This is a genomic window from Pseudomonas fluorescens (assembly GCF_001307275.1).
GTDB classification, from domain to species: Bacteria; Pseudomonadota; Gammaproteobacteria; order Pseudomonadales; family Pseudomonadaceae; genus Aquipseudomonas; species Aquipseudomonas fluorescens_AA.
The window spans coordinates 5,216,283-5,231,416 of the sequence record NZ_CP012831.1; the positions used below are offsets into that span (position 1 = coordinate 5,216,283).

At 58.6% G+C, this 15,134-nt stretch carries 5 protein-coding genes; all 5 read right to left on the reverse strand.

Annotated elements, in window-relative coordinates:
* Positions 1-22: 22 nt before the first annotated feature.
* Positions 23-4,855, reverse strand: a complete 4,833-nt coding sequence (locus tag AO356_RS23330) for a neuraminidase-like domain-containing protein (protein ID WP_060741755.1) — start codon at positions 4,853-4,855, stop codon at positions 23-25.
* Positions 4,856-4,871: 16 nt separating this feature from the next.
* The gene (locus tag AO356_RS23335) at positions 4,872-8,366 is read right to left on the reverse strand and encodes a Tc toxin subunit A (protein WP_081015410.1); all 3,495 of its coding nucleotides are present in this window, start codon (positions 8,364-8,366) and stop codon (positions 4,872-4,874) included.
* Complete coding sequence (locus tag AO356_RS23340) at positions 8,359-12,681, reverse strand: SpvB/TcaC N-terminal domain-containing protein (RefSeq protein ID WP_060741757.1); 4,323 nt, start codon at positions 12,679-12,681, stop codon at positions 8,359-8,361. Before AO356_RS23340 ends, AO356_RS23335 begins: the two co-directional genes overlap by 8 nt.
* A 326-nt stretch (positions 12,682-13,007) precedes the next feature.
* Positions 13,008-14,123, reverse strand: coding sequence for a Gfo/Idh/MocA family protein (locus tag AO356_RS23345; RefSeq protein WP_060741758.1), 1,116 nt, complete (start codon positions 14,121-14,123; stop codon positions 13,008-13,010).
* A gap of 232 nt (positions 14,124-14,355) precedes the next feature.
* Complete coding sequence (locus AO356_RS23350; protein WP_003180553.1) at positions 14,356-15,123, reverse strand: SDR family oxidoreductase; 768 nt, start codon at positions 15,121-15,123, stop codon at positions 14,356-14,358.
* Positions 15,124-15,134: the final 11 nt, after the last annotated feature.

A 15,134-nucleotide genomic window follows, 5' to 3' on the forward strand; every position in this document is an offset into this window, starting at 1 on the left:
ACACTCTCTATATCGATAGCACCTAGGACTTGGCAGTGTATTGGACGTGCACGATGATATCGGTCAGGGACCGTAGCGCATCCTGCTGTCGGTCCGACCGCGGAAACACCAGGGCCCAGCGTGACACCGCGCCGGTACCCTCGAACGGCAGGTAGCGTTCATCGTCGAAGTTCAACGCGAACATCCCGTCATCGCTGAGTCCGCTGGACAGCGCGATCTGCTGGCTGGCGCGCAGGTTTTCCCGCACCACCCCATCGACGGTCGCACTCAGCTGGACCTTGTTGTAAGTCTGCGTCAGCTCGGCTCGGATATTTTCATAGGGGCCCACGAGCAACGGCAGGGACACGCCGATGCGCTTGATACGGCGTAGGTAGTGCCCGGGATAATCGTCGTCGAACATCACCTGGGTCAGTTCGAAAGCAACGCTGCCGTCTTGCTCCAGACGGTCCTGCAGTGCCTCCCAGGACAGATTGATGGTCGATTCCGGATCCTTGTCCTTGAGCTCGCGTAGCGAAACGGTCTTGGTAATTTCCAGCTTGCGTTCGTGACGCTTGAGGTACTCGCTCTCCATTCTCAGCAGATTGACTTTCAACGACTCACCGGCGCCCAAGCCTCGATAGCTGTCGTTCCAACCACCGGTGTGAATGAAGGTGGTGACGAAGTCGGCGATCTCGTATTGCCAACTGGCCTGGGTGGCCAGGCACAGGGACAAGGTCGCGTCGTACATCTGGTAATAGAACGTCGCAAACTGGCCGATCAGCCATTGATACAACTGGGGGGTAGTGAAGCGTTTGGACAGGAAGGCATAGCTGACCCGGGCCTGTTCCAACGCTGCTTCGGCCTGCAGCAGTTGCAATCGGGTGGCCTCCTGCTGCTCGTCCATTACCTTGAGCTGGGCATCTATCTGGGCGATTTCCAGTACCGCCTGATCACGGGCCTGCATCCATTCCTGGTGGCGGCGACGGTAGCCTTCGGCACGATCCAACGCTTCGCCGGTTGCGTGGCTCAGTGCCGCGACACCGCGGGCGATATGGGCAACAACCTCAGGAACGGCGTTGCTCTCAATCCCGCTGACACCGGCACCGCCTATTGCTCCATTCGCCGTGCCGGCCATTGCCCCTGCGTTCACCGAAGTACCGCTAGGCACCAGCTTGAGTCCCGCGGCGATAGTGTCAGAGAACGCAGCCCCTCCCTCAAGGATACGTCCTTGCAAATGCTCCATGCCGGCCAGGATTTCTCCGGAACTGACCACTTCTTCGCTCAATCCTTTGTAGAAAATCCGGCGGCCTTCAACAACCTTTTTACTGGCTTCCAGAGCCTCGCGACTCTCTATTTCAATCTTCTGTGCCTGCTTTTGCAAAACAATGGCATGTTCGGCGAACTCCCAGGCTTGCTGGTGCTGCAATTCCAGGAACTCCGCTTGCTCCTTGCGTTCGATCAACGATAGCAAGGTCTGGCCAAACTGGATCAGGCTGTCCACTGCGCTGCTGGCGCTACGGAACATGATCGAGAAACGATAATGCGGGGTGTCCGCGGCGATCAGGCGGCCAACACCGCCACTGCCGCCGCCCTGGCCGAAGGCAGCGAGCAGGGCTCGCGGGTCGAGCGGGGCAGCGAACAAAGGCAGCAGCAAAGGCTTGCCGTCCAGGGTGCGATTGTTACGCAAGTTGTGCAGTCGGCTCTCGGCGGTATCCCAGAGTTCCACCAGCTTGAAGTTCATTGGTACACGCAGGAATTCGCTGTCCACGCTCAGCACGTTTGGATCCGGGGCGAAGGTGCGCAACTCAAGCGGTGGTTCGTTGAACAAGACCAGAGACACGCCATCGTTGGCCTCCGCGCTTTCGCGCCGCTCCTGATCCTGGGCCGCCAATCGCCGCTCATAGTCGCGCAGGCCTTGGCTCGAACTGGCGGCCAGGGTCTGCAGGGTGATCGGTGTCCAGGGGTCGATCAGGTTGATATCCGGTCGCGGTCCCAGCAGATCCAGCACGCGTACGTACCAGAGTTTCGCTTCGGCCAGGCTGTCGGGCGTCAGTTGCCGGTAGGCGCTGTCGCCCCGGTCGAGCAGATTCTTCAGAGAAAAGCTGTAGATGGCCTTGCGATAATGGATCGGGTTGCTGCTGGCGATGCCATCCGGATCCTGGGGCGCCCGGGAGGCATAATCGAGATCACGACTCTCGTTCTCCACCAACGGGCGCACATTCCAATAGGCCGGGCGGCCGCTGCTATCAGGTTTGCGGCTGGTGTCGAAAATGAAACTCAACCAGTATTCGCTGCCGTCGAACTGCTGCTCGAGGTTCATGCGATGGGCCACCATGAACGGCAGGTGCAGGAACAACTCCCAGAAGTACAGGCCGTTGGCACCATTGAAATCCATCTTGTTATTGGTTGTCGGTGGCGTCAATGGCGGTTCTTCCTGTTGCTGGGTTTCCCAGGACAACAGGCTTTCCAGCGCGATATTGGCCTTTTCCACCAAGGTACGGGCGAACAGGGTGTTCATGCGAATAGGTTTGCGAGCGACCGTGGTCGAACCGTCGCTGAACGCGATGTCGGACCCCGCGAAATCTATGAACTCGGCGATGCCCAGTGTGGGGCTATCACGCGTGCCCATGCCAGGGGCTTTCAACGTATCGCCGCTTGTGGTCTCCAGTTTCAACTCGACGGTTAAGTGTTTGTTGCCGCCACCGAGCAAGGGGCCATTAGCTGCGCCATCACGAACGTAGACACCGTGGTTGAATGGAATCACTTTAGAGTTTTCAGGCCATTCCACCGGCCAGTCGGGAAGCAAGGTTTCTGGATTTATTTTAATCTTGGCACTTAGATTATTAGGCGCTGGCAGATCTGTTGAATAATTGGTGTTCGCCAACCAAACGGATCCGGCCACCAGATTGGCAGGTGTGGGGGCGCTGATTAATTTAGGGCGTGCAAGTTGGTGCTGGAAGTACGATCTCGTCAATCCAGGATAGAGAGTTCGCTGCTGGAGCATGGCATGGTCTGGTGCATTGTCATCTGGGTGTGTTACTTCTAATCGATACAAAAATGACTCTTCAAAAAGTTTTTCAATAGCTCTTGTCCGAACATATTTTCCGGCAAGGGATATCATCTTGGCGCCGTTCTCGATAGCCGGAATTGTTAAACCTCCGCCGCTTTTGTTGTCGCATAAAAAGTCAATGCCTGACTCGGGAATGGGCAAAACAATGATTCCGGAATTAAATATATATGGCTTGCTTTTGTTGAAGTACCACGGGGCAAAAAGACTCATGATGGAAGACCCGTCCATCAATATCTGGAACTCATCAGCTACGATCCTTTCAGTGATAATCAGGGTTATCCGAAATCTTTCTGTCTGTGGACCTATATCTATACACTGAATAACAATCAGTCGAAGCTTTTCTCCCGTCAAATCAGATGTTATTTGCGAAGTGATCTCCACTTCCGATTTCGTGCGGTCATATGTAACATTGGTGCTGGTCACATCAGCAATAATGCTTTGCAGGTTCTCATGATTCCAGTGAGGTTCTGTTCGGAGCGGCGATGAGTTTTTTACTTCTTTCAAGGAAATCTGAAATGCCGGTAATTTGAATTGAAACTTATCCTTGTTTTCATGGGCAAATATTCGTGCTACTTTTAATACGTGTGGTTTTTTACGGCCTGGGTCCGATTGATTCAAGCTGACTTTGCCGGCAATCGGAAACAGAAATTCGCGATTGAAGTTCTTGTCTATGTTGGCCGTCTTGAGGAAGGCGTATGTATCTTTACTGCCATCAATTTCAGTACTAGGCGTATACCCTGCGTACATCGCAATGAACAAGGCGTCGGGCGTCGTTGAAGTGTCCTGGATAGCAATGGTCTCCAACACCCCGTTCAAATCCTCGCCCAGCGGAAAGTTATCCGCCTCACTGGTGGCAGTGATGTAACAAAGCGGGGCACTCCAGGAATTGTCATATTTCTTATAGGAAACGTTCAAGTGCAACTCGGTACGGTTGAACGTGATGGTCTCTATTTCGGGTGGGGCGTTACCAACGGGAGGCTTCTTGTTGAATTCCGTTCTTTCGGCCAGGTGCAGCACATCGACCCAAACCACGAACAAGCGATTATTGAAAAACACCGGGCGGATGGTTTTCTCTACCGTAGCCTCGGAAATTCCCAAGTCTGCGCTTGTCCAGTCTGACCAAGCCCCCGGTTGCGGGTAGTCGTGTTTGGGCCCGTTGGTGCCACTCACGTAGCTGCGTTGCGACATGTCCACCGAGCGCCAGTAATACCGGTTCTCCGCTCGTGACTTGCCGATGAAGTAATAGGTGCCGTTGGCGAAGTCGTCATCGGTGATATAGCCATTGACGATGGTCAGGTTGGCCACCTCCTCGAAGCTGGCCAGGTAGTGCTTGACCGCTTCCTGGGTCGTGTCGAGGTGGATCTTGTTCTGGTTGATATCGTTTTCCAACTGGAGGAAGTACTTGGACTTCTTCATTCGCAAGCTAGGGTCGATATAGATCGAAGGGTAATAGGCCAACTGCTGGTTCGCCGCCCACAGCGGGTATTGGCATTGCTGGTCGCGCCATTCGGCGATCTGGTGGTCAGCCAGGGTTTTGGTCTCGTAGCCAGGTTCCATGCCCATGAGTACGCCATTGATGTATTGCTGCAGGCTGGCGATGGCCGAGGCGACATAGCTGGTCTCCACTTCCTGGCTGACTTGGACATCCAGCAGTAGAAACTCGTACAGGTCGTTGGCGGTTTTCAGTTTGTCGCCGAGGCCTAATTGCTGCAAAACAGGGTCGTGGGGCACAACCTGATCCAAGTAGTAAGCCACTTGAATATCGCGCAACGTTTCATTCAGTTGTTTTTCGATGGAAATCGTCATTAGGAATACCTCCTGATCAGCGACTTGCAGCCATCATGGCTTCGCCCAAAGGGAGCCAACTGGTGCTGTTACTGTAGGCGCTCACCCCCGCGCACAGCAGCACGGAGGCGGCCCCAAGCCCCGTCGTCTGGCACACCTGTTGGCAGCGGTACACCCACTCCATCTGAAGCCATTGGGTCGCACGACCATCCGGCAAGGTATCGCATAAGGTTTTCACTTCGCCGGGCTGCCAGCCCAGTAGTTGGGCCAACGCTGTGTTGGCTGAGTCGTTGATGGTTGCCGCTCGATCTTTGGCTTTCCGGGCTTTGTCGGGGGAGTTTGCGAGCGCCAGATAAGCAAGCCACTCGGCTTCCGATTTGCCCAGGGTGTCGAGCAAAAGGCCGTAGCGCTCAAGGTAGTAGAGGCTGGCCAGGGTAAGGTTCGATGCGTTGTTCGCGAGGCCTAGCCAGGCCGGTTCACGGAGGAATGTTCGCAGCGCACGTTCACTGATCCCCAGATGCCGTGCGACGGCGGCATGGCACAGCAGTGGCTGAAAACGCTCAGTCAGGGCGGTGTTCTGGCCCTGGGTCGGCATCGCGAGCACCTCGGACAGCAAGCCATGTGTGGTGTTATTGCTCCATTGGACGACACTCTCCGCCAGGGCCATGGGCAAGCCCAGGGTATCTTGCAGCAGGCCTTCAAGCAGCTGCAGTTGTCGTGCGTAGCCATTGACCAGGCACTCGCCGAGCTTCGCCTGAATGCTTGTCTTGACGTCATTTGATAAATGCAGAGGCTGGAGTACTTGCGCCAGAGTGCGGTCGATCATCTGGACCGTTGTATCCTCCAAAGTCTCTGGATAGGGATAGCCACCGGTCACCAGCCCCTGATCGTTGAGCAATCGGGTTCTGAGTAAGGCGCGCCAGGCGATGTCCGCGTTCTGGTCGTCTTTTACCGGAAGGCTCAACCGATCCAGCTCCGATGGGCTGACGAGCGCCGGCGTCAACTCGGCCGCCAATCGATTCAAACGCTCCAGCAACGTTTGTAGCGGGAGGAACTCATACGGGTCTCGGCTCAGCAGACGCCGCACATCACCGACTTTGCGTTTAGTGTCCCTGAGCCAGGTAACGGCCCAGTCCATGTGCATCAATATATCGGCGATATCCGGCGCGCCGCCGCCCAAGCGGAACCGGCCCGTGGCGAGATTCTTCTGATAGGCTTCGCCCCCCAGCAAGTCCAGCAAGGCACAGTAATCCTCAATCGACAGATCCAACATCCGCGCGATACGGGCCTGGCGGTAAAGCGAGGAGACGGTCTCCAACGAACGCGTCAAGGGACCGACATGGGCAATCGTGATATTCGCCAGTTGCAGCAGAGAACCTTCAGTCAATTGAACGCCAAGGCCGGCGCAGAGCTGATAGGCGGTTTTCTGATCGGCGGGATCTGCGCTGGTAAGATCGAATGCTTGCTGGTCCAGTACGAACGGCGTATCGAACAGGCTCGGGCTGTTGAATACCTGGTCGAACAGTGGGGTCCGGTCTCCCGTGGCGTAGGGGGGCAGGTGATGGAAAAACGCCGCGAACTCTTCAGCGGTGATCTGATAGTGGCTGCTGAAATAGCGAAATAGCCCCAGAACACGCATGACATCGCCATTGAGCGCCATGTCCAGGTTGTTTTCACCGCAGCCGCGAATGGCACTGACCACCAGGGTATCCAGTTCGGCGAAGGGGATGTTCATCCAGCGTTGCAGGCGAATCATGCGTTGCAGGCGGTCGAAACGGTTCAGAGACGTCTTGGTGATGGACCATTCGCTGCGCCCGTCCTCAAAGGTTTCCTTGAGCCCCATGGAGTTATCGAACCTGTCGAAGTCCGGGTTTTCGGCGGACGCATCGAACCTGTCGGAGCCCACGCCGTTCACGTAACAGGCCCCATAATGTGACGCGTGCGGATAGGGTAGATTGAACTGCACACCGTTTACCAAAGGGTTGAGGGACGGGCAATTGGCCGATAGCCGAGGGCGCTGGCTGCGTTGGGAAAGCAGGGCCTCGACCTGGTCGGCATTCAATCCGGTCCTGGCCATGAAGGTGTTCAGGTTCGACAGGGACGCCGTGTTCAGCGTCATCACCTCCATGCCGTAGTAGGTACGAAAGAATTCCTGCTCTGGACCGGTCAACACGTAAGCTTCATCGAGTGCCAGGGTGAAGCGCTGTTTTTCGAGAAGTTGGGTACTGTTATCAGCACCTAACGTCGCCACGAGCATATCGAAGGTCACTTGATAACCGGGACTTACTTGCAGCGAGGCACCTGCATTATCAGCCGGTAGATATTGAATATACGTGCATGCTGGTTGAGCCTTGACCGGGGAGTAACGGTTGATCGCATAATTTGTATTTTCTCTGATCCGGCGAACGCCAAAGCTCAATACAGTGTCTTTATCGGCCTCGCCGGATTTGCTGAAAGCAAGCGTTACCTGAGTGCTCATGGCCCCTCCCGAAGTCGCAATTTCATGCGCCTCGGGTTCTGCACGCTTGATCACCTCTTGCTGGGGCAACAGGTAACTGGTCGAGCGGGCCTCAAATAGATTCAGGTTGGAAATGCTTGGTCCCTGCCAGCCTTGGACCAGTTGGGAATGCGAAATGTAGTAAGTGCTGAACGGTGTAGATCGCGTCAACACGCCGTATTGCTCGACGCTCAACCCTGCAAACAGCTGTTGCGCGACTGTGGGGTGTTGCTGCCCTCGGCCGTAATTGTTGCCGCCCGTGACGGGCAGTTGTGGACTGATTAAATAGTTGATCTCACCCAGCATCAGTTTTTTCTGGGACAACCCCAACTGGCACTGGTGATGAGCGTGGGTGTACGGAAAACTGAAGGGGTAATACTTCGCGGCAAACAAACGGTGAAGCGGCGTTCCTGCGGAAGGCGTACCGGACAGATAACGTTCGATCCCCTGACTCAGGACCGTGTTGGCAATATCCAGCATCGGCAGGGGCTTGAAGGTCGCTTGTTGGTCGATCAATAAGGTCTTGATATCGGGCCGGCGAACATCCAGACGAATCTTCTTCGACGCGTCGCCCGTGTTCTCCTCCTCCAATGACGTCGTTGCCAGGCGATAGAGGGCACTCAGGTAAGCCACCGGAGAATCCACCGCCGCCAGTGCACCGACTTTGCAGAACTCGTCCCAACGCTCCTTGAACAAGTTGGGATAGCTGGGGCCGATATCCACCAGGGCGCGAACCCCTGTGCGTTTGGACGCGGGACGAGCGCTGTCGGAAGTCACCTGCTTTTCGCGGTACAAACGGGCAATTTGTACCGCGTAGCACAAGGCATTGTCATAGGCCAGTTCGCCATCGGCATCACTGAACTTGGCCAGGCGTTGGCAAAAAAGTCCCTTGGGTTGCCGGACGATATCAAACACCGACTGGATATCGAGGCGTTCCATCGCAGTGACGAAGTCGACTTTCTCTTCCTTCGTCCCATCCGCAGGTGCCTCGGTAGCGTCAACGAGATGGCTCAATAACGGATTGGACTCACTCATCGCTCAGCCCTCTGTCAAACAAGGTGTCATTCTCGTCTTCGCCAATCCCATACCAACCTAGATACCGCTGCCGCCGCCAATACCCCATGGCCGTGACCGTCAAGGTCGGTCTACCCAGTGGGTCATAGAACTGCTGGTCGCAATGGCCGAATCGGCGAAACGATTCATCGTTGATGTAGCGATAGCCGTCGGCGAAATACGGTCGGTAGATGCGCACCGCCAGACCTTTGTTGTTGTACTCGACCCGTTCGCTGACCCGCCAACGCTCGGCGGCCGGCGCGCTCACCGGTTGGTCGTCGTCCAGCACCAGGCTGCCGTCCTCCGCGATCTGATAGGCCGTACCTGGCTCGACCTTTTGTTTGCTCTGTAGACTCCGGCCAAAGCCATCCCAGCACTGCACGGCGATACGGATCTTGCGTTCGGGATTGTCCGGCGGTTGCGGATAGCGGTCGGCTTGCAAGACGGCGGCGTGTACCGGCTCACGGCGCTGCACCCAACTGAAGGCATCGCGAAAACAGGCGCTGGCCGCGCCTTGCAGGGCGGCGTCGGGGGCGGCAATGGCTTCGGTCGGTAAACGGATACCCGGCTGGTGCTGGTCTATTGGGTCGAAACCGACCTCGATGCCGCGCTCGGTGCCATGGAAGCTGCTGGCCGACAGCTCGCCAAAACCGTCATAGCGGGCCTCCTGAATGTTCTGGTTCGGATCGACGATGCGCCGGGGTAGCAGGAACCGGTAGTCGACTTCGGCCACGCGGGTGCTGCATCCGTCAGCCGTGGTGACGCTGAGTGGCAGGCAGTGATAGGCATCGAAAACAATGTCCGTCGGCCCCTGGCTTTCAGTGGGCCGGGCGCTGATCAGCCGGTAGAATCCCTCCGGTCCGGCATAGGTCATGAACCCCTTGCGCGTCGACCACAACACCCGGTCCGGTTCCGTCGGCAACACGGCGGCCATGGAGTGATAACCGAGCCCAGGGAGTTTGTCCGCCAGCTCTTCGGGGCTGAGCACTGACGCATACGCTTGTAGCGCTGTCTCATCCAGCTCGGCGGATTCAAGGTAGTCGGCCAAGGCCTCGAAGCTGGCCTGTCCCGCCGGCAAGGTCTGGCCGGCGTGTTGATAGCGCTGTTCGGACAAGTGGGCCAGCACTCGCTGGAATTCTCCGCCGGGCGGGGCATTGAGGCGGTCGAACAGCGCCTCATGGGAGATGTCTTGCGGCCGCAGCACCGTCTTCGACAGCACCATCACGTTGTTCCGGGACAGGTAGGGCAAGCCCAGGCGAACGGCTTGCTGATCGTCCAGGTGAATGAACTGGGCGCGGTGTTCATTCAGGTAGTAGAAACGCTGCGCGTCATCGTGGGCGGCACGCCACCAGGTTTGTTCATGGACGTCGTCGAACGGGGGCGTGTCGTCGATAGTTTTGCGTCGGGCATAGTCGACCGTCACTTCGTGGGTGAGCGCGCCATAACGATCCCAGGCCAGGTTGATGTGGTGCTGGCACAGCGGGTCGTCCGGCTGGCGCTCGTAGGTGTAGACGATGGACTCCAGTTCCAGCGGTTGCATCCGACAGTACGGCTGGTAGTCGTCCCGCCCTTGCCACAGGCGCACGGCATAGCGCGATTGCTGCACCGAATAGGGCCGGGCCTGCAACGGGTCGGCGGCGTCTAGGCCGAATACCTCGACCCGCAGCAACACGCCGGCCAGGGCGTAGGCCATGTCGTGGCGGGTTTCGTCATTGGCGTTGCCGATGATCTCGTCCGGTGCGTCACCTTGGGGTGCCAGCAGCAAGGCCATGCCCAGGGGCTGGGCCGCGCTGTCCGAACGGTCATAGTCCAGCCCCGGCAGGTCGGGCGTGCGCCCGGTATGGAACCAGCTTTTGCGCAGTACCGGCGCGGTAAAGCCGACCTGGCGCTGTTCGTCGCCGGTGGTTTCGCTGTCGGTTTGCAGCACCAGGCCAAAGCCGCGGAATTCGCGTTCCTGCCCGTCGTAAAAACCCTGTCGGTATTCAAAGCACTGGGTCAACTGATTGCCGGTGATTTCATCCAGCCGGATCTGCCGCACGGACACGGGCATCGGAAACGGTACATAACTGGCGATTTCCAGGTTCGCCGCCAGCAGTGCCTGTTTTTCATCGAGCCATTCCTGGGCTGAGCTGCGGTAGAACACTTCGCCTGCCGCGCCCATATTGTTGTTCGTACGGTGCAGCAGATAGGGCTTGGCCTGGACAAAGTCGCAGCGCCAGTGCCGGGGCTTCATGTGCGGTACGGTCAGCACCAGGCTGGAACAGCCGAGGCCTTGCAAATCGGCGGCGCTGACCTGGCACAGACGGTCATAACGCACGCCCGGGGGCCAGGGCAGGATCCGTGGGGTGGTCTCGAACCCCATGCCGGTGCGGTTCATGAAGATTTCGACGTGTTCGCTGGTGAGGTAGATCAGGTCAGCGGCGCCGGAACCGTCCAGATCGGCAAGCAGCACCCGCGAGGCATCGAAAGACTTGTAGGTGTAAGGCAGGTTCCCGAGACGGAAGCCTGGGTCGAAGCGACCGTGGCCACGGTTGGGCCAACAGACGATTTCGTTGTGGCGAATGCGCACCAGATGCTGTTGGCCAGTGCCCAACACATCACTGAACGCCACCAATTCGGTCTGCGCCTGGCTCAACAAGGGCAGGCGATCGTCGGGGGCCGTTTCGACGAAATGCGCGACATCCTTGCCCGCCGCGAAGCCTTCATTTCGACGATTGGCGTACAACCGCACACTGCGTGGGCCGATCAAGGCCAGGTCGGACAATCCACCGCCCATCAGGTCGGCCAGTTGGCTTTGTGGATGGAAGAACTCCACGGGGAAGGCACCAAAGGTGACGAACTTCGACCAGTGGCGATCCGGGTTGAGGGTGAAAAAGCCACTCACGCCGGGTTGCGCCATGACCCAATCCAGCCGGCCATCGCCAGTGAGGTCCATCAATGACTGGCGCACCGGTTTGCGGCTGTCCATGACCGGGATGGCGTCCAAGCGTTTCCACGCGTCGTAGCTCACCTCATCCGGTGTTTGGGGCGCCTGGGCGCGCAGCGGCTCGCGGTAGTACCAGGCCTTGTCGCTGCGATAGAGCACACCGGGAATACCCTCGCCATACAGGTCGACCAACTGGTATTGCTGGCCGTCGTTGAGGCCGGGCATGGCATCGAATTTCTGGTACCCGGCATCTTCGGTCGAAAACGCCGCGTAGCTGAACGCCACCGGTGGGCGCGACTCGATGTGCCCTTGTTCGTCGTAGCCTTGTTGATGCGCGGCAGACAGCAGGTTATAGCCCAGTTCGGTGGTGTGGTACTCCAGCAGCAAGCGCTGCACCAGCCGTGGTTCGCTGCCCAGTTCAGCGAAATGGTGGAACATCAGCACTTGCCGGCACAGACGCAGGTTGCCCAGCAGGAAACCGTAGCCGTAGGTGGCGAAAGCATCGCTGCGTACCGGCCACGTATTCGTCGGCGCGTAGGCGGGGATGTCCGTCAACCCGGTGTCGCGCTCGCCATAATCGAAGATCAGGTCGAAGTGCCACTGGGCTCGTTCGTGTTGGGACGGCGCCCAGTGATAAAGGTGCGCGTTCGCTTCGGCATTGCCATAGCGCACTCGGCTCAGGTAACACTGGGCGCGAAAGTCCCGCGGCGTATCGGCGGGCATGCCCGCATGATCTTCGCCCGCGTATTCATAGAGAATGTGTTCGCCATGGGCGTTCAGGCTTTCTTCCAGCAGCCACTCGCCGACACGCAGGGCGTCTTCGAGGTCGGTGCTGCGTGACGAAGCGTTGAAACCATACAGATGCAGGCTGCCATCGGCCCCGTGAATCAACCAGAACCCTGGGTAGTCATCCGCTGACCGCCAGTGTTCGATACGTTCGAAAGCACCCTCGATACGCGGAAAATAACGCGCGACCTGATAGACCGTGCCCAGGTCCAGACCTTGATACGTGTCGACAGGCCGGCGAATGATCTCGGCGTCATCATCGCGCTCCGGCATCCACACCGTGCCGTCGGGGCCCAACATGACATCGTCGTCGGTGTAGGCCGGTACGCCCTTGCTGATCCGCCGTGCGACGCAGCCCAGCGACAGCACCCAGCCGATTCCGAACAGGCTGTTGCCCACGCTGCTGCCGTAACCGAGCCGCAGGGCAGGGGCGAAACCGCGTCCTGGAGAAATCGGCAGCGGCAAGTCGAAGGACGCCTTGCCGGTGGAACCCACTTCGCCCCAGCCGCTGCCGATGCTCTGGATGGCTCCGCCGCCCTTTGGCAACGAAGGAGGGGTGATGCTCAAGCGTTCCGGTTGATCCATCGCCAGGCTCTGTGCGGGTGTGCAGGGAGCTAATTTGGCGCGAATCTGAGGGGGTATCTACTGTCAGAGCTGACAGTTCTCTAGTCGTTAATGAAATAAGAAAATGGTGGGAGGGGGCATATCTCACCACAGACTTACTCTCTACCCTTGGGGAACATGCTTTTGTGGCGAGGGAGCTTGCTCCCGCTGGGCTACGAAGTAGCCCCAAAACCATTCACCCGGGTGTGTCAGGTTGGTCGCATTCAGCATTCAGTCTTTTTAGGGTTGCTGCGCAACCCAGCGGGAGCAAGCTCCCTCGCCACAAAAGTGTTCACTGAGGTGAGCGGTTACAGCTCGCTGACCTTGACCCAGCGCTGCTCCCGCGCCGCCATCCGAATCGCTGCCGCCAGCCGCTCCACTTCCCAGGCCTCGTCGAAGTCCGTGCCGCTGCCGCCTTCGCCAGCGAGGGCCATGATCAGTTCCTGCACCTCCAATGTCTTCAATTCGTTGTAGCCCAACTGGTGCCCGGCGGCGGGGCTGAATGCGGCATAGCCGGGCAGGTCCGGGCCGGCCAGCAGGCGCTGGAAACCTGGCTGGCCGGCGCGACACAGGCGCAGTTCATTGAGCCGTTCCTGATCGAAGGCCAATGTGCCGAGGGTGCCGCTGATCTCGAAACTCAGATGATTCTTGTAGCCATGCTTGAGCCAACTGCTGCTCACCGTGCCCCGGGCGCCATTGGCGAAACGCAGCAGCCCGTGGACGTGGTCGTCCACCGCGATGGCCCGTTGTTCGGCATTGCCGGCGCTGGCAGGGCGTTGGTGATGCACGGTCTGGCTGTCGGCGCACACGGCCTCGACATCGCCCAACAAGTGTCGGGCCATGGCCAGCAAGTGGCTGCCCAGGTCGGCCAGTGCGCCACCGGCGTGGCTCGCTTCGCAACGCCATGACCACGGCGAAGCGGGATCGGCCATGAAGTCTTCGCTGAACTCACCCTGGAAGCTGATGATCTGTCCCAGCTCGCCGCGCTGGATCATGTCCCGCGCCAGTTGGATGATCGGGTTGTGCTGGTAGTTGTAGCCGACCCGCGTCACTACCCCGGCGGCTCTGGCCGCCTGGCGCATCTGCTCGGCCTGCTCCAGGGACACCGCCAGGGGCTTTTCACAATAGACCGGCTTGCCCGCCGCCAACGCCGCCATGGCCATCGGGAAGTGCAGGTGGTTGGGGGTGGTGATGGCGATCAGGTTGACCTTGGGGTCGTCGATCAGCTGTTGCCAGTCACTGTGGGCCGTCTCGAACCCCCAGCTTTGGGCGCACTGCCGGGCACGCTGCGGATCGGCGTCGGCCAGGGCCGCGAGTGTCAGGTTCAGGGGGAGGTCGAACACCGCCTTGGCATTGTGGAACGCCAAGGCATGGGCACGGCCCATGAAGCCGGTGCCAATCAGACCGATGCCGAGTTCACGCATGAGAAAGAGCCCTTTGAATTGTTATTTTCAGAAGGTTCTTTATGGAATAAATATTCTCAAATTGCAAATGTTGGAATAAATATTCATTTGTGCGATCGCAGAGGATCCCTTGTGGGAGCGAGCTTGCTCGCGATGGCGGCGTGTCAGTGAAAAAGATCTTGGCTGACACACCGCCATCGCGAGCAAGCTCGCTCCCACAGGGTTTCTCACAGGTCTGCCATGGCGTTCGCTATCAGGAGAGGAACCCACCATCCACATTCAACGCCACACCCGTGGTGTAGCTCGACGCATCGCTGGCCAGGTACAGCACCGCGCCGGCCATTTCGCTCGGGTCGGCCACGCGCTTGAGGGGGATCTGCGCCAGGGCGGTTTTCAGGATGGCGTCGTTCTTGACCAGCGCCGAGGCGAACTTGGTGTCGGTCAGGCCCGGTAGCAGGGCGTTGCAGCGGATGCCGAACTGCGCGCATTCCTTGGCGAAGACCTTGGTCATGTTGATCACCGCGGCCTTGGTCACCGAATAGATGCCCTGGAAGATCCCCGGCGAGATGCCGTTGATCGACGCCACGTTGATGATGCTGCCGCCGCCGTTTTCGCGCATCAGCTTGCCGGCTTCCACCGACATGAAGAAATAGCCGCGGATGTTCACGTCCACGGTTTTCTGGAACGCACCCAGGTCGGTGTCCAGGACGTTGCAGAACTGCGGGTTGGTGGCGGCGTTGTTCACCAGGATGTCCAGGCGCCCGAACTGTTCGCGGATACCGGCGAACACCTGGCTGATCTGCTCCATTTCCCCGATGTGGCAGGCGATGGCGGTGGCCTTGCCGCCGGCGGCGATGATCGCATCGGCCACGTGCTGGCAACCGTCGAGCTTGCGGCTGGACACGATCACATGGGCGCCTTGCTGGGCCAGCAGTTTGGCGATGGCTTCGCCGATGCCGCGGCTGGCGCCGGAAACGAAGGCGATTTTACCGTCGAGGTCGAACAACTGGGTCTTGGACATGCTGTTTCCTT

Bases quoted from the DNA above. Each gene is read 5' to 3' on its own strand.
- AO356_RS23330 (WP_060741755.1), bottom strand. From the start codon at position 4,855: ATGACGATTTCCATCGAAAAACAACTGAATGAAACGTTGCGCGATATT.
- AO356_RS23335 (WP_081015410.1), bottom strand. From the start codon at position 8,366: ATGAGTGAGTCCAATCCGTTATTGAGCCATCTCGTTGACGCTACCGAG.
- AO356_RS23340 (WP_060741757.1), bottom strand. From the start codon at position 12,681: ATGGATCAACCGGAACGCTTGAGCATCACCCCTCCTTCGTTGCCAAAG.
- AO356_RS23345 (WP_060741758.1), bottom strand. From the start codon at position 14,123: ATGCGTGAACTCGGCATCGGTCTGATTGGCACCGGCTTCATGGGCCGT.
- AO356_RS23350 (WP_003180553.1), bottom strand. From the start codon at position 15,123: ATGTCCAAGACCCAGTTGTTCGACCTCGACGGTAAAATCGCCTTCGTT.